Source organism: Desertivirga brevis, from assembly GCF_017355835.1.
Window position 1 is genome coordinate 223831 of record NZ_JAFEWF010000001.1, and the last position, 21153, is coordinate 244983.

22 protein-coding genes and 1 pseudogene are annotated in these 21153 nt (G+C 40.4%); 15 read left to right on the forward strand and 8 right to left on the reverse strand.

Annotation, left to right across the window (positions count from 1 at the left end):
• Nucleotides 1–7: 7 nt before the first annotated feature.
• The 3 genes and pseudogenes from J4N25_RS27045 to J4N25_RS00960 all read left to right on the forward strand — a co-directional run.
• Nucleotides 8–199, forward strand: a pseudogene (locus J4N25_RS27045) (hypothetical protein); the annotation flags it as partial.
• A complete protein-coding gene (locus J4N25_RS00955) occupies nucleotides 196–645 on the forward strand; it encodes a DoxX family protein (protein ID WP_207420265.1) in 450 nt (149 codons plus the stop codon). The pseudogene J4N25_RS27045 and the gene J4N25_RS00955, both read left to right, overlap by 4 nt.
• Before the next feature lie 4 nt (nucleotides 646–649).
• Entirely contained in the window at nucleotides 650–1510 is an 861-nt protein-coding gene (locus J4N25_RS00960) for a PhzF family phenazine biosynthesis protein (protein ID WP_207420266.1), read from the forward strand.
• A 173-nt stretch (nucleotides 1511–1683) separates the two neighbouring features.
• On the opposite strand, the gene J4N25_RS00965 is transcribed toward J4N25_RS00960, so the two are convergent.
• From J4N25_RS00965 to J4N25_RS00985, 5 genes are all read right to left on the reverse strand, one after another.
• Entirely contained in the window at nucleotides 1684–2850 is a 1167-nt protein-coding gene (locus J4N25_RS00965; protein WP_207420267.1) for a hypothetical protein, read from the reverse strand.
• A 292-nt stretch (nucleotides 2851–3142) separates the two neighbouring features.
• The gene (locus J4N25_RS00970) at nucleotides 3143–3367 is read right to left on the reverse strand and encodes a CDGSH iron-sulfur domain-containing protein (protein WP_207420268.1); all 225 of its coding nucleotides are present in this window, start codon (nucleotides 3365–3367) and stop codon (nucleotides 3143–3145) included.
• A gap of 52 nt (nucleotides 3368–3419) precedes the next feature.
• Nucleotides 3420–3647: a hypothetical protein gene (locus J4N25_RS00975; protein ID WP_207420269.1), complete on the reverse strand. Its 228-nt coding sequence runs from the start codon at nucleotides 3645–3647 to the stop codon at nucleotides 3420–3422.
• Between the two features lie 137 nt (nucleotides 3648–3784).
• Entirely contained in the window at nucleotides 3785–6316 is a 2532-nt protein-coding gene (locus J4N25_RS27050; RefSeq protein ID WP_207420270.1) for a DUF4132 domain-containing protein, read from the reverse strand.
• Between the two features lie 34 nt (nucleotides 6317–6350).
• Nucleotides 6351–6770, reverse strand: coding sequence for a hypothetical protein (locus tag J4N25_RS00985; RefSeq protein WP_207420271.1), 420 nt, complete (start codon nucleotides 6768–6770; stop codon nucleotides 6351–6353).
• A gap of 135 nt (nucleotides 6771–6905) precedes the next feature.
• Here J4N25_RS00985 and J4N25_RS00990 point away from each other — a divergent pair, with 135 nt between their 5' ends.
• The 6 genes from J4N25_RS00990 to J4N25_RS01015 all read left to right on the forward strand — a co-directional run bounded on the left by J4N25_RS00990 (nucleotide 6906) and on the right by J4N25_RS01015 (nucleotide 10794).
• The gene (locus J4N25_RS00990) at nucleotides 6906–7328 is read left to right on the forward strand and encodes a DUF1810 domain-containing protein (RefSeq protein WP_207420272.1); all 423 of its coding nucleotides are present in this window, start codon (nucleotides 6906–6908) and stop codon (nucleotides 7326–7328) included.
• Nucleotides 7329–7784: 456 nt separating this feature from the next.
• Entirely contained in the window at nucleotides 7785–8111 is a 327-nt protein-coding gene (locus J4N25_RS00995; RefSeq protein WP_207420273.1) for a hypothetical protein, read from the forward strand.
• Between the two features lies 1 nt (nucleotide 8112).
• Nucleotides 8113–8646: a L,D-transpeptidase family protein gene (locus J4N25_RS01000; RefSeq protein WP_207420274.1), complete on the forward strand. Its 534-nt coding sequence runs from the start codon at nucleotides 8113–8115 to the stop codon at nucleotides 8644–8646.
• Between the two features lie 402 nt (nucleotides 8647–9048).
• Nucleotides 9049–9327 carry a hypothetical protein gene (locus J4N25_RS01005; protein WP_207420275.1) on the forward strand — a complete coding sequence of 93 codons (279 nt, stop codon included), beginning with the start codon at nucleotides 9049–9051 and terminating at the stop codon, nucleotides 9325–9327.
• A 217-nt stretch (nucleotides 9328–9544) separates the two neighbouring features.
• Nucleotides 9545–9940 carry a cupin domain-containing protein gene (locus tag J4N25_RS01010; protein WP_207420276.1) on the forward strand — a complete coding sequence of 132 codons (396 nt, stop codon included), beginning with the start codon at nucleotides 9545–9547 and terminating at the stop codon, nucleotides 9938–9940.
• A gap of 44 nt (nucleotides 9941–9984) precedes the next feature.
• Complete coding sequence (locus tag J4N25_RS01015) at nucleotides 9985–10794, forward strand: AraC family transcriptional regulator (protein ID WP_207420277.1); 810 nt, start codon at nucleotides 9985–9987, stop codon at nucleotides 10792–10794.
• 87 nt (nucleotides 10795–10881) lie between these two features.
• Here J4N25_RS01015 and J4N25_RS01020 read toward each other — a convergent pair whose 3' ends face one another.
• A complete protein-coding gene (locus tag J4N25_RS01020) occupies nucleotides 10882–12783 on the reverse strand; it encodes an ATP-binding protein (protein WP_207420278.1) in 1902 nt (633 codons plus the stop codon).
• A gap of 282 nt (nucleotides 12784–13065) precedes the next feature.
• Here J4N25_RS01020 and J4N25_RS01025 point away from each other — a divergent pair, with 282 nt between their 5' ends.
• The 5 genes from J4N25_RS01025 (at nucleotide 13066) to J4N25_RS01045 (ending at nucleotide 19216) form a co-directional block, all read left to right on the forward strand.
• Nucleotides 13066–15651: a T9SS type A sorting domain-containing protein gene (locus tag J4N25_RS01025; RefSeq protein WP_207420279.1), complete on the forward strand. Its 2586-nt coding sequence runs from the start codon at nucleotides 13066–13068 to the stop codon at nucleotides 15649–15651.
• Nucleotides 15652–15984: 333 nt separating this feature from the next.
• The gene (locus J4N25_RS01030) at nucleotides 15985–16593 is read left to right on the forward strand and encodes a hypothetical protein (protein WP_207420280.1); all 609 of its coding nucleotides are present in this window, start codon (nucleotides 15985–15987) and stop codon (nucleotides 16591–16593) included.
• Between the two features lie 158 nt (nucleotides 16594–16751).
• Nucleotides 16752–17132 (forward strand): hypothetical protein, encoded by a 381-nt coding sequence (locus tag J4N25_RS01035; protein ID WP_207420281.1) that lies wholly within the window; start codon nucleotides 16752–16754, stop codon nucleotides 17130–17132.
• A 41-nt stretch (nucleotides 17133–17173) separates the two neighbouring features.
• On the forward strand, nucleotides 17174–17764 hold the full coding sequence (locus J4N25_RS01040; RefSeq protein ID WP_207420282.1) for a penicillin-binding protein activator LpoB: 591 nt from the start codon (nucleotides 17174–17176) through the stop codon (nucleotides 17762–17764).
• 39 nt (nucleotides 17765–17803) lie between these two features.
• Nucleotides 17804–19216, forward strand: a complete 1413-nt coding sequence (locus J4N25_RS01045) for a COG3014 family protein (RefSeq protein ID WP_207420283.1) — start codon at nucleotides 17804–17806, stop codon at nucleotides 19214–19216.
• Between the two features lie 210 nt (nucleotides 19217–19426).
• Here the strand turns inward: J4N25_RS01045 and J4N25_RS01050 are convergent, their stop codons facing one another.
• On the reverse strand, nucleotides 19427–19825 hold the full coding sequence (locus J4N25_RS01050; RefSeq protein WP_207420284.1) for a response regulator: 399 nt from the start codon (nucleotides 19823–19825) through the stop codon (nucleotides 19427–19429).
• 247 nt (nucleotides 19826–20072) lie between these two features.
• Here J4N25_RS01050 and J4N25_RS01055 point away from each other — a divergent pair, with 247 nt between their 5' ends.
• Complete coding sequence (locus J4N25_RS01055; protein ID WP_207420285.1) at nucleotides 20073–20369, forward strand: hypothetical protein; 297 nt, start codon at nucleotides 20073–20075, stop codon at nucleotides 20367–20369.
• A gap of 38 nt (nucleotides 20370–20407) precedes the next feature.
• On the opposite strand, the gene J4N25_RS01060 is transcribed toward J4N25_RS01055, so the two are convergent.
• On the reverse strand, nucleotides 20408–21079 hold the full coding sequence (locus J4N25_RS01060; RefSeq protein ID WP_207420286.1) for a hypothetical protein: 672 nt from the start codon (nucleotides 21077–21079) through the stop codon (nucleotides 20408–20410).
• Nucleotides 21080–21153 lie beyond the last annotated feature (74 nt).

Sequence of the window (21153 nt, forward strand, 5' to 3'; positions counted from 1 at the left end):
AAATTCATCGTCTGCGGAAATTTGTAACAATAGATTTTCAGAAGCCTTGCATGCTTCGAGGAAAGCTCCAAAATACAATAGACAGATGAAATCAAACACGTACAAGGAATGGGGTGAGAAAATCTGCACCCAGCTTCCGTTCAGGAATGGAAAAACGGAAAAATCATTAGTGAACAATTTATTTAACCTAAAAAAATGAGAGAGTTGATTTTTAAGACGGGCCAGTCCTATGCCCCTTTAGTTCTGAGAATTCTTTTAGCAGCAGTTCTTTTTCCCCACGGGGCGCAGAAACTGTTGGGCTGGTTCGGAGGATTCGGATTTAGTGGTACCATGAATTTCTTTACCGAAACAATGAGTATTCCCTGGATAATTAGTTTCCTGGTAATCGTTCTAGAGTTTTTCGGTCCGGTGCTGTTGCTGTTAGGACTGGCAACTAGACTGGTTAGTGGAGCAATAACCGTCCTTATGCTGGGTATTCTGCTTACCTCTCACATGGAATATGGCTTTTTTATGAACTGGTTTGGTAATCAAAAGGGAGAAGGTATAGAATACTTTATACTTTTTCTGGCCGGAACGATTTCCTTGTTCTTGTCAGGAGGAGGTTTATGGTCAGCAGATAGGTTGATTTATAATACAAAGGACTAATACAATGAATGTACAGGTGAATATTGTAAACGCATTCAGCTATAATGAGGAGGGAGGAAATAAAGCTGGTGTGGTGCTTGACGCAGACGACCTATCCAAGGAACAGAAGCAGGAGGTAGCCCGGAAAATTGGCCTTTCAGAAACAGCCTTTATAAGTAGATCTGACCTTGCTGATTTTAAGCTTGAGTTTTTTACCCCAAGTCGCCAAATAGCTCATTGCGGTCACGCAACCATTGCAAGTTTTGCTTTTCTAAAGGAAAAGGGCAGAGTAGGGAACAAGAGTGCGACCAGTAAGGAGACGATTGACGGGATCAGGGAGATAAGGTTTTTAGATGGGGAAGTTTACATGGAACAGAAAACTCCCATCTTTACTTACCCCGATCAAAGGGAAACAAAAATGATCTTGGACTCCCTGGGCTTGCATATGGTGCCTAACGTTCCTCCATGCTTCGTAAACACCGGAAACAGCTTCATGGTTCTGGACGTGGGGGATGAAGTTACTCTCAGAGGATTGGAACCGGACTATACAAAGATTACAGAGATTACCCAGCGAAATAATCTGATCGGGTACTATGTATTTTTCAAGAGTTTTGGCGACTTCGATGCCTCTGCAAGGATGTTTGCCCCGGCGTACGGGATAGAGGAGGAAGCTGCCACTGGTATGGCTGCTGGACCATTAGCGGCTTGGCTTTATGAATATGGGAAGAAAAAAGAGGAGTACAGGATAGCTCAGGGATACTTTATGAAGGAGCCTTCCCCCAGCCGTATCGCAGTAAAGCTTCAGGCGGAGAGTGCCCTAATAGCCTCCATGTTTGCTGGGGGAGAAGCTACCGTATCGGAGGTGAGATCAGTTGAGGTATTTTGAGTCTTTCAATTGTTAAAAAAAGATCATGAATTATTACCTTTTTTGTAAATTAATATTCGCTCGTTTCAAACGAAAGGTACGAAGTTATGGTAGATCTCCCGGCATGCGGGAGATCATTTGCGCTGTAATCTTTACGAAATAACAGTTTGAGAAAAAACACCTCCATGAATTCCCTACATGTTCAGTTTGCCCATGTCTAACGTTGTTTCAGAGGGTGTGTAACCCCTTACTTGAAACACCTGCCTGTTAGCAGGAAGGTAATTAGCCTCGCCTCCACGCCGGGTATAAATTGCAAGGCCACCACCTCCACCTCCGGGAGCGCCGAAGAAAGGTGGGGGATATGCTTTTACGATTGCTATATCTGTTATGGGTATATTTGCAATATCCTGTGCCGACACCCTCATCTCATTTATAAAAAACGTTACAGGTGAACCGCGCCACCTGGCCGTACCCCCATTAAAACCACCTGGTGCTATTTGCAAACCGGCGACTCTACCCTGCAGGTAGGCGAAAATATCCGTAAAGCCTAATGCATTAGGGTCATCCATAATACTAATTAGCCGTTCGTTGCCGGATCGGAATAAGCCGCTGGCGTATTCTTCATTGAACTGCTGAGCGGGACTTTTGGCGGTAGCCTTTACTACCACTGCCTGAAGTTCAATCCTTGGGCCTGCGAAACTAGTCTGTGGCGCTTTTACGGGCTGATCGAGTTTTGAACGTATTGCTGATGGTGGATTGCCCAGATAAAATACTCGTCCCGCTACTGCTAAAGGTTGATAAGTAGAATCGAGTAGAGTGCTTATGCGGATGTCTAGTTGCCGGTTAGTGTTTCCGGCATCGGAAAAGGCCATCAGTGCATTATCTTCAAATAGCCAGTTATTGATGGAGAACGTACCGTTAGTTGCCACGGGAACTTCCTGGTAGTCCCACTCGCCAGTTTTGGTCAATAACATCGCTTGGATACTGCCTAATTTCTTTGCGTCCTGTATTTTACCTCTCACTTCGAAGAAGCGTTGCTGCAAACCTGCCAGAAGCGTGTATTTGCCTTTTGCCAGCGATTCAGGTAAATACAAAGCCCCGGAAGCCTGTCCTTTAATCATAGGCCAGCGGAGATGTGTACGCAGTCCTTGTTCGTTTTCAACAATCAGCTCCAGCGTTGCCAGGCCCTGATCTATTATCTTACCGCTGTTATCTTTGTAATCCACTTTTACAATTAAGGAATCCCCGGGCTGTAATACGTTCTTGTTCAGTTGTATATCCAGCTGGTTCCTGTTCTGTTGTGCCTGTAAGGTGAACGTCATCAACAGGCAGGTAAAAAGGGATAAAATCGCGCTTCTCATAATAATAAATTAAACAATATTGAGGCCAGACAGTGCTGACGAAATAGAAAAGAAAAATAAATTCAAAAGGGGACTGCTTTCGAAACGGCTAAGCAGCCAGAACAATCCCTCTGATTATTAATAAACGGTAGAAATGATTGAAAATTTTGAGATTTACAGGAAAAACTTTAGTGGGCCGAAGCTCACAAACGGAGGGCTGGAAGGTTCGTAGTTCAAAGGTTCGGGACATTATTAGGAAGAACTTGGGGGAAGGGCTAAACAGCCATCTGATTTAAAATCAGATGACTGGCGACTAGACCTTTTTGGGTGGCAAATCAAATGCAATTGCTTCATGGTCAAAATGACCGTTGTGAGCTCCATCACAAAATGGTTTGTTCTTAGAAAGTCCGCAGCGACAGATAGATACTACGGTGCGGCCTTGCAAGCCATAAGAATTCCCATTCTTATCCACTATCTCGAAATCTCCTTCGATTCTAACAGAACCGTTATTGTTAATTGTAAGTTTTGTTGTTGCCATTATCTGTTTTGGGCAAAAGTAGAATAATGCATCGAAATACAAGGATCTAAATTTAGAATACCTTCCTCAGCAGATAGTCGAACGTAAACTTTGGTTCAAACCCTAAAATGCGTTTAGCTTTCTTAGTAACATAAACCCGGTCAATACTATCTGGGAAGGACCAGTTTTTAGACGCATAGATGGTTTCGGCTTTGGGATAAAGTTTTAAAATAGCCTCTTCAGGGTTTTCCACAACGGCCTTACCAAGCTTACCTGTCGACCCTGTTACTAATACTCTCATTAGGACTTTTTTTCAAAAATATTTTAAAAAAAGCCACACCGTCCGTGTCTCCTGTCAAATGGATTTTCTAAACACTCTCTTCCCCGATCCCTTCTTCTTTTAAATAGCGGTAACACTAATTAAATATTCACGAATGTTTAGGCTCTTTCTATTTGAGTTGTAATGGTTCTATCAGTGATTTTATCATCATCTGCCAGCATGATGGCTTTGCTGATAATCACGGAAAGTCCTGAATCTCCCTCAAAAGGTAGAAATAGTTTTTCAGTTGGATCTTTCCTAGAACGATCAGGAACAATACACAAATATTGGTCATTGGGCTCCATGAGGATGTTGGTACTACCCAAATGTATCTTATAAGTCCGCTTTTTACCTTTTACAATTAAGAACTTGTCTTTTAGCTCGGCTACTTTAGAAATCTTTAACCTGGGTAATAAGCGTTTAACTGTTTCCCTTCTGTTTTTAGCAACCTCAGACAATTCTCCAAAAGAGTACGAGCTCCAATATTCATGGTACCCGGGGAGCCCTCCATTATCTCGCCAAAGTGGATCATTTCCAACACTTGACACTGCAACGAAAAGATCTACATCTCTCATCACTTCAGAAAAGACATGAACAGGTACCTCCGCTAATGGTACCGTTTCCCTGGTATTCTGATTTAAAAAGCGCACCTGATCTGTAGTAATATACCCGAAAATACCTGCGTCTGTTGCTTGTTCTCCATCTACAGGTATTGTCCAATATTGCGCGATGAGGCCTGAGGTAGGCAGAGTGGTAGAAGCAATACCATCTGCGCCGTTATCGAACTGCCCTTGGATCATATACCTCCAGTTTCGAGCTTTTGCCAATGGCATGAACTGATGCTGTTTTAAGATATGGGCTGCCATCCGGTTACTGTAAACATTTGTGTTAACCTCAGCATCCGTTAACAAATACACTTCCCGGAAGGCTTGCTTTATTGGTTGGGTAATTTCTTTTCTGATCAATAATTGTCTCCAGGCTTTCACTTCCTCCGTTGAGGCTGTGGCAGGATGCCAGAGGCTGATGGAACACCCTTTGGGAAATTGAACCACTTCTCCACTGCTGTTGATCCAATTTGAGTCTAACCACAATAAATTTACCTGTTGGTCTTCCGTACTAAACGACCAAATAAGTTTCCTGGTAAGGAGGGAAAGTAGCCCGTGGTTGAAGTAGCAGTTGAAAAAGTGCTCAGCAGAGTATTTGGAAAGCATCTTGAAGTTATTGTCAAGGCGCTCCTTTTGGGCGCTCAAGCTTTGCTCTATTTGCTTAACCATTATCTTAACCTTCTTTAGCTCACCAGAATATTGTTCTTTCAAACTAGAGGGCTCTGCTTTTTGATAGCTGTTATCTTTCTTTCGCCATAGAACATTTACCTTCAATTTTTCTACACGAAGGACTGCAGTATAATCTCCTATTTCAATAGCTTTGGAAGCATCTACTAGACCGAAATCGTCGACCGACAGGTCTTCTAGATCCGAAACCGGAATTCGACGTTCCGCTGCAGCCATTTCTAAATTCTTTTCAATAATGCGAAGCGTACTGGGAAGTTTAATTTTTACCCGTAATCGCGACAGTAAACCAATACCTTCAAGTCCCTCTGATTTTGCCAGTGCAACAACACAGGCATTTCCAACTACAGTACAGATCTGCCCATGCCATGGTATTTTCTTATAACATTTATCAGCTAAGGAAGCTATTACTTCAAGAACGTCCCTTTCCGGAAAACAAGCCGCAACCCAAACAAGTCCTTTCATGGTTTCTGCCGCCGGAGCAGAGATGAATTGGTATTGAAAATAAGGGCCCTCATCTGGTACTGTTGTTTCTGTTCCCTTAAAAGAGATTAAAAATTCGGCTAAGTGAATAAATGCTTTCTTAAATTCAGGAAGTGCCTCTATACCTATTAATTTTTTAGCTTCCTGTAAATACTTTAGTGCCGGCTTTGAGCCGCTAGCTTTAGTGCTAAGGTTAATTATACTCAACCAAAGCTTTTTTTCGCTGCTGGTGAGGTTGTTGAGATATGAATTAGCAAATTCAACAAAAGGATCTTCGCCAGGAAACCGGAGTAGGTCTGTTTCATTCTTACTGGAATGCGTACCTAAAATTTCTCTGATAAGTCCTTTTATTTTATGATGTTCAACATCTGAACAAAAGTCTGTGGAGCTTGTAAGTTTGGTATCAAGATCTGATAATACCTGTTTAAGATTCTCAGGGAGATCAGGGTTTTTATATTTTTTTGATATTTGATTGAGAATACCTTGAAGCGGAACAAACACAGGATATTTACTCCGATTATTATACTTAATTGCAGCTCTTATTAATGCTTCCGACCTCTCATCGTCTGCTTGAGGGCGGCTCTTCATGATCTGCCCCATGAAAAGTCTTGCGACCCAAGATTTACGATAAGGTCTGTCGTCGCCTGTATAAGAGCTTGTTGTACTGTAAAAAGAGGCCGTGAATTTGGCCATATATAGGTAGAAATCTATTTTCTGGGCATCGTCAAAACAAGCAACAACCCTTTCATAGACTTCAAAATCATGATGTTTTAATTTCCACCAACTATCTTTTAAATTGCCTTCAACCACTGCTCGATCTAAGATTCCATCAAAAATTTCTTCAAAATTTTGTATTTCCTTAGCCTCGTTTGTTTTCACAAATAGGTTTTTGATAGTATCAGATATTCCCATTTTATCCGCCAACTAAAGGTGTTAGTTTTATAAAGCTTACTTCAGTGCGTTGGTTTACCAGCACCTCTTGGTCCAGGTATTCAGCCTGATTATTATCTATCAAGACAAAGAAGCCGTTTTGTTGAAAAGCATCTAGCGCAGTGTAGATCTGCTGCTCTGGATCAATTTTCATATCTCTCTTCCTTAATCTGTACCCGTTCAACTCGGACTCAGAATCAGAAGGCTTCACTAACCCGTAATAAACCAGTGGTGATCTTTGATTATAATCTTGAACTTCTGCCGTTACTCGTGCCTCAATTATCTCCCTAACCGTAGTTCTTTCAGACGCTATTTGAATTTTTATCTCATTAAGGATGTTGCCTCCAATGGTTTCGTCTTTAATTGTAATAGTAAGGTTACTCATAAAACGTTTACTTGTCATGAAGCTACATATTTTCATTGAAATTTAAAATGAATAGAAGATTAATAGACGTTAGGGCGAGGTTGGCGGTGGGTGAAGGTATTAGGGTGCGCTTATCGTTCGAAACAACCTTCGGTCAGGACGGGTTAAAGCAACATGCAAAAAGGTGAATTAAATCGATTTATGGAGGCGCAGCAGGAAGATTATGCCGTCGCGCTTAGCGAAATTAAGCAGGGCCGTAAACGTAGTCACTGGATGTGGTATATCTTTCCCCAACTAAATGGCTTAGGTTATTCTGCTATGTCCATAAAATACGGCATAAAAGACCTAAAAGAAGCAGAAGTTTACCTTAAGCACCCAGTGCTGGGGGCAAGACTTGTGGAGATCAGCAAGGAATTGCTGGAGTTGTCCCAGCAGAATGCTACAGAAATCTTTGGTTCGCCGGATGATATGAAACTGCATTCTTCAATGACCTTATTTTCTTGTGTAACAGGAGCTGATGAGATTTTTGATAAAGTGCTTCTGAAATTCTTTGGTGGGAAAAAGGATGCGCAAACGCTAAGGTTGCTTGGTAGATAATTATGAATATTTGATAGGAGAAAGCAGGAAACAATGTATATTGCAAGTAAGTATGTTTAAGGAAAAAATATTTTAATCTTCCGTTTTATCAATTGCTCCGCCTTTTTGATCTAAACTTTTGGGTAAAAATAGCTAGACCTTTGAACTAGTTCGATGAAAATCGTAAATAGAATGAATATAAAAACAACCTTTTCCTTTGCTATTGCTGCGTTAAGCGCATCTCTTTCTTTCGGCCAAGACCATCATACAGGGAGTTTAGAGAAGGCGTAAATGAACCTAAGTACTTTTTTTAATTCATATTTAATTTTCACCTTGATCATTGTTTTCGTTTCCTGTAGTAAACCGAAAATAATTATGGACCCAGGTTATACAGAAGGTACTTTCCACGGAGGCACAATGAACGGCAGAAACTACTTAGCTACCTACAGCTATTATGTCCAAGGACAGCCATAAATTTTGCAATACGGACCTGTCAGTAGCGATTTTATCGTTGGCGATAAGTTTCTTTTCGAATACAGTAAAAAAGAGCCACAGATAGCTCGTATTATTCATTGCAAACCTTTGTTTGGAAAGGCGGAAAAAATTGACACTACCAGCACCAATTACATAACTGTTTCGCCCTATGATAGAACCATCAATTTCCGTTACCGGGTTAACGGTAGAGATTATACAAGATGTCAGGAAATTAGTGATACTGTAGATATAGATTTGTTTAGAGCTGCCAGAAGGTTCAAGCTGAGGTATTTAGTAAGCAATCCAGAGAGAAGTATTTTAGATTTCTGAAATGATAAATAAAACTAGACGTGCGAATTTTTTTTTGATTTTTCTATTGGTTTTAGGCCTTGCTGTAACCTATTACTACTCATATCCCGAGGAAAAAATTAAGAGAGGTGTTATAATTGATAAAATACTAGTCCTTAAAGCAAAAAGGAAACTTTTGGTATATTCTAATGGAACCTTGGTAAAGTCATATACTATTGCATTAGGGAGGAGTCCCATTGGTGATAAGCAATTCGAGGGCGACAATAAAACTCCAGAAGGAATTTATAAGATATATGCAAAAAACCCTCGCAGTGGCTGGCATAAGAACCTTGGCATTTCATATCCCAACTTGGAAGATCGCAGACAAGCAAAACCTCTAAATAAATCCCCTGGTGGTGAAATAAAAATTCATGGTTTGAAGAATGGAAGAGGCTTTATTGGAAGATTTCATCGTTGGAAGGATTGGACTCAGGGTTGTATTGCGTTAACTAATGAGGAAGTAGACGAAATTTATGAACATACCCCAATTGGTACAACTATAGAGATTCGGCAATAAAAGTTCGTGTAAATAGTAATACCGCTGTAGTGGTATCTTATCTAACAGAAAACCAGCAAGGAACATTAGGAGTAGCTTTATTCTATCGGTTGGAGAAATGCAGGATTTGTTATGAATTATTTAATTGCCAATTAAAAGGACTTTAGCCAATTAGAATGGTAGGTGAGTTGATGAAAGAAATATGACGGATTGGGATGATTCATTTTAAGAAAGTTGAAATTTAGAAATCTAGATTCTATTAAATTAGGGCACCAATAGGAAATAACTCGATACTGAAAAATGACATCACCAAAACTAGCAAAGGAAGAAGAAAGTCCAGATTATATGAGGGGACTGTTCAAATGCTACATCAAAGATACTCTCGGGGGGTTACCCAAAGAAAAACACGAAGTCTTAAATAATATGAAACTATACGAGGTGTTTAGCTTGCCGGAAGCAGATTGGAAAGTGGTGATAGCCAAAGTGCTTAACCTTTCAGAGACTATCGATATAGCTATCTGGGACCTATGGATAAAATTTGAGAAGAAAAAATATGAATACACGATAGAGGATTATGCTTCCGACTTTATAGACCAGTACTACAAAGAGGATAGCAGAGTAGATGTATGGCAATCCGAGGAACAATTAGAATTGGCCAAACGAAGAATAGTAGAGTATAATGACATGAAGGTTTCCCGATAGGGTAAAGGAGATCCTACAAATTACACTTCACAAAATTATCCTTTTGATTTCTCTATTAGTAAGCCTGAACAGTTTTTTAAGCCCCGTCAAGAATTGGATGATACAGAAATCTAGATAAATAGTACTCCTTCCGACAGCAGCACAAATTCTTAATAGTACGCAATATTTTCCAAGACTAGAAAAAGTACCCTGGCTACTTTTGAATAAAATTAAGGTTATGAAAAAGCTTATTTATTTGATAGTACTAATACTAATTGCATGTGGAGCACAAGCACAGACAACAGTTCAACGCAAAGACCTATTAAGCGTTGAATTCGCAGCCAGAAGTTTCAATCGAGTGGATGCAAAAGAAATAGTAATGCAGCCAGGCCAAAAGGCCCCGCTTCACCACCATCCCTGTCCGGTAGTGGGCTACATAGCGGAGGGAAATTTGATCTACCAGGTGAAAGGGAAGCCAGAACAGCGTTTAAAGACAGGCGATTCCTTTTATGAGCCATCAGGAACAGCGATCTTACGGTTTGATAATGCATCAAAAGAACAACCTCTGAAGTTTATCGCATTCTATTTAAATGCTGGAGAACCCGAGCTAACAGAACTTCTTAAAGTAGACTAAAATAAGGTAAAGGCTTGTTAAATTAGCACAATAGAAAACTGAAGATGTTCGAAACTTGGAAGCTGAAAGCATTCGACAACCTTGAACTTGTAAGATCTACTGCAATACAAATGGATGCGCCAAAACATTTTCATGAAGGCTTTGCCATAGGAATTGCGACAAAAGGACTTCAGACAATGCAGTTGGAGAAAGGTGATTACACTATCCCTCCAGGATCTTTGATGTTCTTAAACCCCCGCGAGACACATGCTCACAAACAAATACCGTATTCACCTTGGTCTCACCAGATGGTTTACATCAGTCCCGAGTACATCTTCTGGTTACAAAAAGAAGGAATAATCACAAGAAAAGGGGAGTTATGGTTTGATGCTCCCATTGCAACCAGTCCAGAAATATATAATAACTTCCTTAATTTCCACAGATTGCTTGCTTCTGGTAACACCTGCCCGCATACCACCTTAATCTTCAACGAAACCATTGCTGCAATATTTAACAATTGGAGCATAACGAAAGGAAAAGAGGAAAGACCTTCTTTAGTTGGGCAGGTGGAGAATATACAGAATTATCTGGAACAGCATTACCGGACAAAGCTAAATTTGGATGAACTAGCGGCTCGGTTTAAGATTAACAAGTTCCAGCTAATCCGGGATTTTAAGCGCTCTAAAGGCGTTACTCCTAATGAATACTTAAACATTATAAGAATTGAAGCAGCGAAGAAGTATTTAGCAGAGGGCCATTCCCTTGTGGCTTCCGCTTATATGACGGGCTTTTATGACCAGAGCCATTTTTCAAACTACTTCTTGAAGTACACCTGCTTTACACCCGGTCAGTTCCAACGAAGCTGTATTGCCTGAGCCTTAATTTTTATAAGTAGACAGGAAGAAAGCAACTTCGGTAGGCGGATTATGAGTTGAAGGTGCGGAATAGTATAAACTAAACTTTTAATTGGATGGGATAGTATCTTTTGATAGGGGCAGACTGAAATAAAATGTACTGCCTTTTTCCGGGGTTGAGTTAAACCAGATCCTTCCGCCGGCTCTGTCGATGATCTCCTTAGAAATGTAGAGACCGAGACCTAAGTTTAACCCTGCTCCGGGATTACTTTTTTCTGCTTGATGGAAGCGGTTAAAGATAAAGGGCTTCTGATCATCTGGGATCCCTATTCCAAAATCCTCAATGCTTACCACCAATTGACCGTCTTCTTGTAATACGGATATGTTTACAGTATCAGCACCGGGAGAGTACCGAACAGCGTTTGTTATTAGGTTAATTAACACTTGACTTATCCGGTTCTTGTCGGCATTTACGATCAAAGATGGGTTTTGAAGGATCACGAGCCTGTGTGAAGGTGAAACTAATTGCAGATCGCGCACAAGATTGCTTATCAATTCACTTATGTCGAACACCTCTTCCTTAAATTCCAGCTTTCCGGATTCAATTCGCGAAACGTCGAGCAGATCCCGGATAAGGACTTCCAGTCTGCTTATTTGAGCTTCCATCCTCTGCACGTGACTTCTATTGCCACAGTTTTCGTTCTTAAGGATTTCGCGATGCAGAAGTTGTGTATATGCCTTTAGGGAAGTAACGGGCGTTTTAAGTTCGTGACTAACCGTGCTCACAAATTCATCTTTTTGTTTCTGCATCTGCATGATCATCTCAATATCGGTAGCAGTTCCTATCCAGATCTGCTCCTCATCTCCCGCGAAATCTAGCGGCTTCAAGGTATTTAGATGCCATCGGTAGGAGCCATCGTAACGGCGCAAACGGCATCTGAATTCCCCAGCCTTTTGTTCAGAGAACAGGTTATTAAAAACTTCACGTGTTTTATTATAGTCATCCGGATGGATAATCTCAGCCAAACCAATTCCCTGGTTATTTGAATGATTCGACCCTGTATAGTCCAACCATTTCTTATTCAGGAATTGGATTTCGCCTTTCTGATTGGTGGTCCAGGTTATTTGGGCCAGGCTGTTCAGCATACTTTTGAGTCGCTCCTCACTTTCCTCTACTAGTCGCCTTGATAATACCCGATCGGTAACGTTATGGCCATAAACCCTTATGCCGTCAATTTGCCCATCATCTGAATACCTTGCCTGAATAACAAAATCGAGGTAATAGTGAACAAATTCAGTTTGATTGTCTTGCGGTATTGAAACAAGGGACTCTCTTCCTTCAAAGCTCTGACCCGTTTGGTAGACCTGATCCATTACATCAAGGAAGCCTTGTTCAACGAGTTCTGGTAAAGCTTCAGCAAAGGTTTTGCCGAGCAATTCTCTACCGGGAAAAAGCTGTTGAAAGCCGGGATTTATAAAGTCGAAGACAAATTTGGGGCCACTATAAACGCAAATAACAGCGGGAGCTTCCATAAGTAAACGATATAGGGATTTACGCCTGCTTTCTGCTACTTCGAAACTGATGCGTTCTTTTTTAGCCAATTCGAAAGCCCCTGTAATGTCAACAACGGTATGATTGATGAACTTCACATCTCCATTGCTGTCCAGAATAGGTGTATTAGATGCTTCCCAGTATTTTAATTGAAACTCATCTGTGCCTCTTATTGGTATGTCGTACCGCTGAGCTGGCAGACGACTTTTCTTTTTGCTACTTAGGCACTCTTCCAGACTACCCCTTAAGGCTTCAACAGGCTCATTTTCCGTATCATTTGGATTTTTAGGGAAGGCGGTAAATACTGGCTTTCCGATTAAATCTAATTCCGTTGTGTTCGTTGCCCTGTAATATTCTTGATTGGCAAATAGAATGGTATAGACAGGTGGGTTTGCTTCTAATATTAGGCAAGGCGGCGCTGCTTCTAAAAACTGGTAAGTCTCATTTGAAAGGTGCATGAACTGTGACTAGCAATAATAATGCTACCAGTAACAGCTATTGCGAGATTCTGGTTTTTGGGAAGATAAAATCTAGTGATACCTTTTACAATTATGAGTTCTTTGAGAAGGATTTCAACAATTCGAAAAACCCGATAAAGTGAAGAAGCAGGGGAAGAAGGGTGCAAAATAAAACACCCAGTTTGATTTTTTTTTCGCCTATTTTCAGGCCCGCTCGGAAAATGAAACACTAAGAAGAGGGGTAAAAAAGGCTATATTTGCCCTTCTAATTTTATCACATTAATGAAGAAAGCTCTACACCTCCTTACACTGCTTTGTTTTTTTACCGTTACACACGCCCAAACCTGGCAATCTTTAGGGCCAGATGATAACAACAGAATTACTCCCTTTGCTACTTATTTCGACAATGCTTATCCATCACTATTTCTTCGAAATGGAATTCCCTACGTTTCTTATAGGGATAATAACAGCAGGAGAGCTTATGTAAAAAAATATGAAAGTGAGACATGGCAGCTTATCGGCGATGGTCCAATTTCAGAAGGATCTATTTCTTATTCTGATATAACGGCCGATGAGTCTGCAATTTACATTGTTTATACTGACGGTAACGCTTCCTCAAAAGTTACTGTAAAGAAATACAATGGGAAGGCTTGGCAGTTGGTGGGAAACCAGGGTTTTTCTGCAGGCGCTGCGGCCTTTACCCGAATAATAAATTTTAAAAATAGCCTCTTCGTAGCTTACCAGGACGCCAGTCAAGGTAATAAAATCTCTGTACAAAAATTCAATGGAGAGACCTGGGAACTAATAGGTTCAGCAGGATTTAGTAACGGAGCATCTACGGATATATCAATTTGTACTGACAACACAAGCCTGTATGTTTGTTACCGCGATGGGTCTGATGGAAACAAGGCTGTTGTGAAAAAATTTAACAGTAATAAGTGGGAAACAGTAGGAACTACAAGTGCTAGCCCCGGGAGAGCGGTAAGTTTGGCATTTGCGATTAACAAAGCTGTACCATATGTGCTTTATATGGATGACTCAGAGTCACCAAAGAAGGTGGTGGTTCGCAAATTCGATGGAAACGAGTGGGTGACAGTAGGGGCTTCGATAAGTGAAAGTAATATTCAATATTGCAGTATCGCTTTTGATGGTGATCAACCCTACATTGCTTATCGGGCCGCATCTTATGCGGTGGCATTTATAAAACGGCTTATTAATAACGATTGGGAATCCGTTGGTTATTTCACAATGTATGGAAATAATATTCAGATTGCTTTTTATAATCGCACACCTTTCGTTCTTTCTTCCGATAAACTGTTAGAAGTTCAAAAATTTGAAAATGACGCTTGGAAATCACTTGGAGCTGGAACCGGGGTTGGCGCTAGTACGATTAAACCCGCCCTAGCAATTCTCAATAATACGCCCTATTTAGCTTATCTGGACAATGATACCTATAAGGTAACCGTAAAGAAATTTAATGGAACTTCCTGGGAAACGATCCTTAAATCAGGAATTTATGCAAGAACCATTGCTGGCCTGACCTTAAGTACTAGCGGTAATGCCTTATACCTTGGGTATGTTGATCACCAAAGTGCAATTGCAAGAAAATATGATGGCAGTAACTGGCAGCTTTTAAGCTCTGGAACTATTTATAGTTCTTCGCTTCCTAGCTGGACGGCAAGCTTTGCCTTTGATGGTGGTTCTGCCTGGGTAGCTTATGATGATCCTGATGCCAATAAAAAGCTAACGGTAAAGAAGGTGAATGGTAGTGCGTGGGTTTTACAGGGTACGGCCGGGGTCTTTACTTCTGGAGGTAAATATAAACTGGCGGCTAATGGAGGTGCACCTTACCTCGCTTATGTCGACGGGGTCAATGGCAATAAGGTTTCCGTTAAGAAATTTGACGGCACTAAATGGCTGGTTGTGGGAGCGGTCTTGACACCGATATATTCAGGAGATCATGACCTATCGCTGGTTTTTGGAAATAATGTTCCGTACTTGCACTTCAAATCCAACGCATTTCCTCCAAATTTCCTTGTAAAAAAAGTTAGTGGAAGCGGTTGGGCAGATGTAGGTACTGCACGATTTACCACTGATATTCTTTCTGCCGACTGTGAACTTGCCTTTGGCAATAATCAGGTCCTGGCACTTTATACAGATAACGGCGCCGGTAACAAGCCCGCGGTGAAGAGGTCAACAGCCACTTCTTGGTTGGGTTCAGGTTGGATGTCTGTCGGTAGTGCAAGCAGGCCTACAATTGCAAGCGACGATAAGAACATAATTGCTGCTTATGACTCAGACGGCATATTTGTTAAAAGTATGAGATTTGACGTGCTTGCGGTAAAAATTGCAGGTGTAAACCTTAAAGAAACCCTCGCTGGGGCTGTCCGACTTGATTGGAGGGTTCTAACTTCGAGTGACAGTCATAGCTTTTTAATAGAAAGAAGTCGGGACCTAAAAGAGTTCGAAGAAGTGGGCAGAATTTTTAGCAATAATCGTATCGGGACTTTTTCATTTGAAGACCTTAGTCCGATCGATGGAATTAGTTATTACCGACTTAGTGAAATTGATGTAAACGGAGTGGTTACTGAGTTGGAAACAAAAAGTTTAAGTTCGGGTAATTCCAGCGGCAAAAGTTTTGTGTATCCCAATCCAACTACTAACCGGATATATATTAAAAACGGAAAACTTTCTGGTTTCTACCACGTGAGGCTGTTTAATAGCGATGGTGCTGTTGTACAAAGTAGCTACGTTAAGTTTGAGAATGGGATAGCCGATCTATCTTTAAATAGTAACCTAGCTGCCGGACTTTACCTTGTTGGAGTTGACGGTTTGTCTAGATCTTATATGTTCACTTTGCAGAAATAAGATTTGAATAGTTATGAATAATAGCCTTTTAAGCTGGCAGTAGCAGCTTAAATAGCTGGTGCTGACTCTCGCTGGTGTTGCGTCAACCCATATTTTTGCCTGCTCTATATCTGATTGCTTCACAAATATAGAGACCTAGGCTTAGGTTTAAACTAATATCCGAAGTCTATGGCTGTGCTATTAAGATTAGTTTCATAAATTCTGTTTCTTCCACTTAAATATAATTTCTAACGGACAGCATGGAGGTGGGATCCACCGCCAAAGCGAAACAAAGTTTAGACGTGACTGATGAATAACAAGATATCTCCCAGTGTTTATTGTTTGGTTCGATTGATGAATAAATTAGTAATACTATTTTGTATTTCTGGATGCACGTACGACAAGAAAGACTTTGACTTCAATACAAAAGATCTTCGCCCTGTTTCTTCTTTCAAAGAAGGTGATACTATTTACTTCGAAGGTCCATCAGGCGATCTTGATACAATCATGATTTATAAGATTGACAGTATCCAAAAGAGAAGTTGGGGAGCATTCATGGCTCCGGCGGCCGAAAATCACCTATTTGTCGCAATCAAACACTTACCGAATCACATATTGTGGACCTATACTGTTACAGAGGGAAGTACCTTTGATACCAAAGTATATTACCAAAACCTCATCACTGTAACTAAACGACCGCAAACGAAGGAAGTTTCATACTCTATAGCGTTCAAAGATTTTTCAGCTTCTAATGGTAAGAACGGGACACTAGGCGCAATCAGGAAGGATACAGTAATTGTCAATCGGAAAAACATAACTAACTTCTATGAAATTGAAAGTGATCAACCTCAAAGTAAATCCGACTTGGGTTGTATGGAAACTATTTACTGGACAGATAATGAAGGATTAATGGCATATAAGAATAAACGAGGGGATTGGTGGACTAAAATAAGCAAGCGCTAAAATGAATATGAGGTTGTATAAATTTAGATAAAATGCTGTACCCCATATACCTCCTCTAAATTTGCACCAACAGTGGTGATTTTATATAAAATACACGTCGTGTGTAACAAAATAACTCAAACCATCGTCTTATATTTATAGTATTAAATTATATCAGAATGAAAGCGGCAGTATATACCTTTATAGTATGTGTTGTTCTGGCCTTAAATAGCCGGGCGCAGAGTACAACAAATCTGGTTTCGGATCAAAATCCACGATACAAGGAGAGCCTTCAGAAATATGCCCCACTAGCTGATTCATTAACTAGAAACTTGGGTACAACCACTCAACATACCTACAAGGCTTATGATTTTTATGAAGCTCGTTTGGCCCGTCGTGCCCAGCGTCGCGAATGGAGACATCAGGAAAATATGAACCGGCCTTTCTTATACAACAACTATTGGTCTGATTCTTTTTACTCTCCATATTGGAGAAATTCAGGCTTTTATTACCGCAACCTTCCGGGTCGTTTCCGCTCGTTCCGTTATTACAACTGGTAATAGTTTTTCAGCTTATTCACACATTCAACTTTTATATAAATATGAAGCTCAGTAAATTCAGCTTTTGTGCCATTGCTATGGCCTTGTTCTTTATGGTTTCTTGCGGGCGTAAGGTTACCCGGATAGATAACAATACGCCTATGGACATTAGCGGGAACTGGAACAATACGGATTCCCGTTTGGTAGCCGAAGAAATGACCGGAAGCATTTTAACTGCGGATTGGATAGCCAATCATTTGCAACAGAAAAGCGGAAAGAAACCGGTTGTAATTGTCGGCATGTTTCAAAACAAATCACATGAACACATTGATGCAGAAACTTTCACCAAAGATGTAGAACGTTCTTTTATTTCTACTCAGAAAGTTGGCTTAGTGCAGGGCGGTAAAAAGCGTGAAGAGATCAGGGGCGAGAGGGCAGATCAGCAAACCAATTCATCGGCTTCTACAATGAAGAAGTTCGGTTTAGAAAAAGGTGCTGATTATATTTTACAGGGTTCCATCAATTCTATCGTTGATGCGCACAAAAAACAAAAGGTGGTTGCCTATCAGGTAAATATGGAGCTAACCAATCTTGAAACCAACGAGGTGGTTTGGATTGGAGATAAGAAGATTACCAAATACGTAAAAAACTAATTCAACTATTCATAAGGAGCTTCGAGCTCCTTTATTATCATGCTCTTTAGAAGAAGAAAAGGTTTATCTGTTTTGTGGCTGATGGTGCTGTCACTTTGCTCCTGCGCTACCTATAATAATCGAATTCAATCGTATTATGCCAGCATTATGCAGGGCAATTATCACAAGGCAGATAAAGAACTTGAAGCGAATAAACTATTAAAAGCGGGGAGAAATAAACCCTTGTATATGTTGGAAAAAGGTCGCTTGGCTCATTTGCAGGGCGCCTATGATACCAGCAACTATTTTTTCAACGAATTCGACCGTATGATGGAAGAGCAGGGCCGTAACCCCGCTGATGTAGCTGTAGGTTTACTTGTTAATCCGATGATGCAGCAATACAAACCTGAACCTTTTGAGCGCATAATGATCCATTATTTTAAAGCGCTGAATTATTTGTACCTGAACCAACCGGATGAGGCCATCGTGGAAGCCCGGAGAATAACCTTACAAAATCAGCAAATCGGGGATAATGTGGGTAATAAAGATAAACGCTACTCGAAGGATGCTTTTTCGTTAATGTTGCAGGGACTTATCTACGAAACATCAGGTGATGTAAACAATGCGTTTATTGCCTATCGCAATTCTGCCGAGGTGTATTTGCGCGATACAAGTGGTCAGAAATATTATGGTGTGGAGCTACCGATGCAATTGAAAAAAGACGTGTTGCGAACAGCTTATCAGAATGGCTTTACCGACGAGCTTATGCGCTTTGAGCGCTTATTTGGGATGAAATACAAGCATGCTAAGCCGGCTGATGGTGGAGAGTTGGTGGTATTCTTCGAAAATGGAATGGCTCCGGTAAAAGAGCAGCAGGATTTTTTCTTTTCACTTACTAAAGGTCTTTCTGGTTTTTACTTTGTTGATTCGGGGGGCAACGAAATTCCTTTCGATGCTTCGATGAGCTTTGGCGAGGACAGCAACTTGGGTAGTTTGAATACGCTGCATGTTGCATTTCCTAAATTTGTTGCACGGCCATTGGTTTATCATTCCATAAGGATTTCAGGTGGGCTAGATACTTTAAAAGCTGAGAAAGTAGAGGATATCACCAGTCTGGCACAAGCCATACAGAAACAACGGTTTGCAAAGGAGATGTCGGCTTCGTTGAGTCGCCTTGCTGTGAAAAAAGCGGCGCAATATGTGGTAAAGGGAAAAGAAGGGGCAAAGAATAAGGAGCTGAGAGAAGGATTATCTTCTTTGATTGATATTTATGCGGCAGCGTCGGAAAAAGCCGATACCCGGAATTGGCAAACACTTCCTTCTGAAATCTATTATGTTCGCTTACCCTTAAAAAAGGGTGAAAATAAGGTGGAAATCAACTTGAATGGTAAACAGGGGCAATCAGAAAATAAAAGCTTTACAGTTAATGGTTCCGGCGGTCTGGTTTTCCTTAATTATGCTTCATTGAAGTAAAGCTACCCAACTGCATTCGGTGAGGAATTAACAGTGAGAGTTACATGTAAAGGTAGAGGAATTTGCTGTTTATAAATAATGTAACTTCGTTCAAGTTACCAAAGTTTTCATCCTGGCTTATTCCTTAAAACCTTGCCTCGCAAGGTTAGAAACCGACTTTGCTAATTAATAAATAATGAAGAAGATTGAACCTGAAAATAAGCTTATACCCTAATCTTCCAATACAACTCTACCCAAAGGAACAACTTTAGCCAGCAGGAAACGATCTACTGTATTAACTAAGGTAATAAGATCAAATGGCTTGGAAATCACGGCATCGGCAGCATATTCTTCAACAGCTCTATTAATGCAATCCAAACCAGAAACAATAACAATAGGAATATCCCTTGTGATAGAACTTTGTTTAAGTACTTTGCACATTTCTAAACCATTGAAAGCCCCGATCTTAATATCCAATAGCATCAGATCAGGAGAAAAATCAACGATAGCACCTGCCAGATTATCAGGGGAAAGGAGCGTTTTCACTTCATAACCCTCTGCCCCAAATGCCATAGAATAGATATCTAAAATATCAGGATCATCGTCTAATGCAAGAATTCTCTTAGCCATGAATAGGAAAAACTTTGAGGTGCAAAGATAGAAATTGATATAAATATTTCTTGCCTCTTATCCCTCTTACTACAATTTCTAGAATAAATTGACGGGAATATATAGCTTTGCAAAAAGATTTTTCAACCAAAAGGGGGAAAGGACTGCGCACAGAGTAAACGGGATTTTCTATTAATAGAGTTCAGTTTTTGAAGGTAGCAGTGGTGAATGGTCTTTCCAAAAATATTCAATTTTATCATTTTATAGCTTGCGTACACCTGTAATAGCGTTTAATATCGAAGGGTGCTTCCCCCTGATTGGGAGAGGTCAGATAATTTTCGGAGAAATTTTAGACGGCGAAGTGAGCGCCGGAGATGTTCTTAACCTGGTGATAAAAAGTAAACCCGTCAAATTGGAGATTAAATCAGTAGAAAGTATTCGAATGGGAGAGGAAGAGAAAGTAGGGTTACTGGTAGAGTTGGGTGAAGATTGGGTAGCTCTTGAGAAGCATTTCGCTTTTGTTATTCTGGCGGAAGTACAACAGGAAGAATTGCCTGGCAACTAAGCAAATACTTTGATAAATTACTTTTTCATAGGAATAAATTACAGTGGCGTTTCCTCGTTGTATAGTTTCATAATTCCATATCTTTTCGCTTTATTTAGAGCGCAGTCATCCTTGATCCTATACAATTCCTTTGCAAGCCACTGCTGTTCTTCTAAGTCTTTACCTTCGGGCAAGGTGACTGATTCGCTTCTAACAAAATAAAGGCGCACATAATAGGCTTTTTCGTTTTCACGTTCTTCTGTCTCTACTCGTACTCGATCCCAATCCCCGTAAGCTTTTCTTTGAATCCACTTGAATTTTAGTACCTGTTTTATAAATACCAGCTCTTTCGTATTAATAGTTAATTGATGCTTTAAATTGAAGTTAAAAACAAGGACCAGTGCTATTGCAAATAAAATAAACAAAAAAAGGGTCGCCTCACCATAGCCGAGAGCAAGGAAAAGAATAATAAAGATGGCAACACATAAAAGGAAAATGTTCCCATTCGACCAACCCGCTGATTTTCTGCTAATAATATAATCAGTATCGGTAATCTGTACACTCCATCTTGTCTGGCGTGGCTGCTCTGCCTCGCTAAGCTGTTGAAAAGGAGAGAGGAATTCTGATACTTTAAAGAATTCGTCGCAAGAAGAACAATAGCAAATACATGTTCTTAGGTTTACGTTATCACGGGTTATAGGTCTATTGCAGTTAGGGCAGAGTAATTTCATTGAAAAAATGTGATTCGATATTGGCAGAGGCTTTCATAACTCTAAGGTATGAAAAGGGAGTGAAGTGAAACACC

Excerpts from the sequence above, each read along its gene's own strand:
- J4N25_RS00955 (WP_207420265.1), top strand. The coding sequence starts at position 196 with ATGAGAGAGTTGATTTTTAAGACGGGCCAGTCCTATGCCCCTTTAGTT.
- J4N25_RS00960 (WP_207420266.1), top strand. The coding sequence starts at position 650 with ATGAATGTACAGGTGAATATTGTAAACGCATTCAGCTATAATGAGGAG.
- J4N25_RS00965 (WP_207420267.1), bottom strand. The coding sequence starts at position 2,850 with ATGAGAAGCGCGATTTTATCCCTTTTTACCTGCCTGTTGATGACGTTC.
- J4N25_RS00970 (WP_207420268.1), bottom strand. The coding sequence starts at position 3,367 with ATGGCAACAACAAAACTTACAATTAACAATAACGGTTCTGTTAGAATC.
- J4N25_RS00975 (WP_207420269.1), bottom strand. The coding sequence starts at position 3,647 with ATGAGAGTATTAGTAACAGGGTCGACAGGTAAGCTTGGTAAGGCCGTT.
- J4N25_RS00985 (WP_207420271.1), bottom strand. The coding sequence starts at position 6,770 with ATGACAAGTAAACGTTTTATGAGTAACCTTACTATTACAATTAAAGAC.
- J4N25_RS00990 (WP_207420272.1), top strand. The coding sequence starts at position 6,906 with ATGCAAAAAGGTGAATTAAATCGATTTATGGAGGCGCAGCAGGAAGAT.
- J4N25_RS01000 (WP_207420274.1), top strand. The coding sequence starts at position 8,113 with ATGATAAATAAAACTAGACGTGCGAATTTTTTTTTGATTTTTCTATTG.
- J4N25_RS01005 (WP_207420275.1), top strand. The coding sequence starts at position 9,049 with ATGAAACTATACGAGGTGTTTAGCTTGCCGGAAGCAGATTGGAAAGTG.
- J4N25_RS01010 (WP_207420276.1), top strand. The coding sequence starts at position 9,545 with ATGAAAAAGCTTATTTATTTGATAGTACTAATACTAATTGCATGTGGA.
- J4N25_RS01015 (WP_207420277.1), top strand. The coding sequence starts at position 9,985 with ATGTTCGAAACTTGGAAGCTGAAAGCATTCGACAACCTTGAACTTGTA.
- J4N25_RS01020 (WP_207420278.1), bottom strand. The coding sequence starts at position 12,783 with ATGCACCTTTCAAATGAGACTTACCAGTTTTTAGAAGCAGCGCCGCCT.
- J4N25_RS01025 (WP_207420279.1), top strand. The coding sequence starts at position 13,066 with ATGAAGAAAGCTCTACACCTCCTTACACTGCTTTGTTTTTTTACCGTT.
- J4N25_RS01030 (WP_207420280.1), top strand. The coding sequence starts at position 15,985 with ATGAATAAATTAGTAATACTATTTTGTATTTCTGGATGCACGTACGAC.
- J4N25_RS01035 (WP_207420281.1), top strand. The coding sequence starts at position 16,752 with ATGAAAGCGGCAGTATATACCTTTATAGTATGTGTTGTTCTGGCCTTA.
- J4N25_RS01040 (WP_207420282.1), top strand. The coding sequence starts at position 17,174 with ATGAAGCTCAGTAAATTCAGCTTTTGTGCCATTGCTATGGCCTTGTTC.
- J4N25_RS01045 (WP_207420283.1), top strand. The coding sequence starts at position 17,804 with ATGCTCTTTAGAAGAAGAAAAGGTTTATCTGTTTTGTGGCTGATGGTG.
- J4N25_RS01050 (WP_207420284.1), bottom strand. The coding sequence starts at position 19,825 with ATGGCTAAGAGAATTCTTGCATTAGACGATGATCCTGATATTTTAGAT.
- J4N25_RS01060 (WP_207420286.1), bottom strand. The coding sequence starts at position 21,079 with ATGAAATTACTCTGCCCTAACTGCAATAGACCTATAACCCGTGATAAC.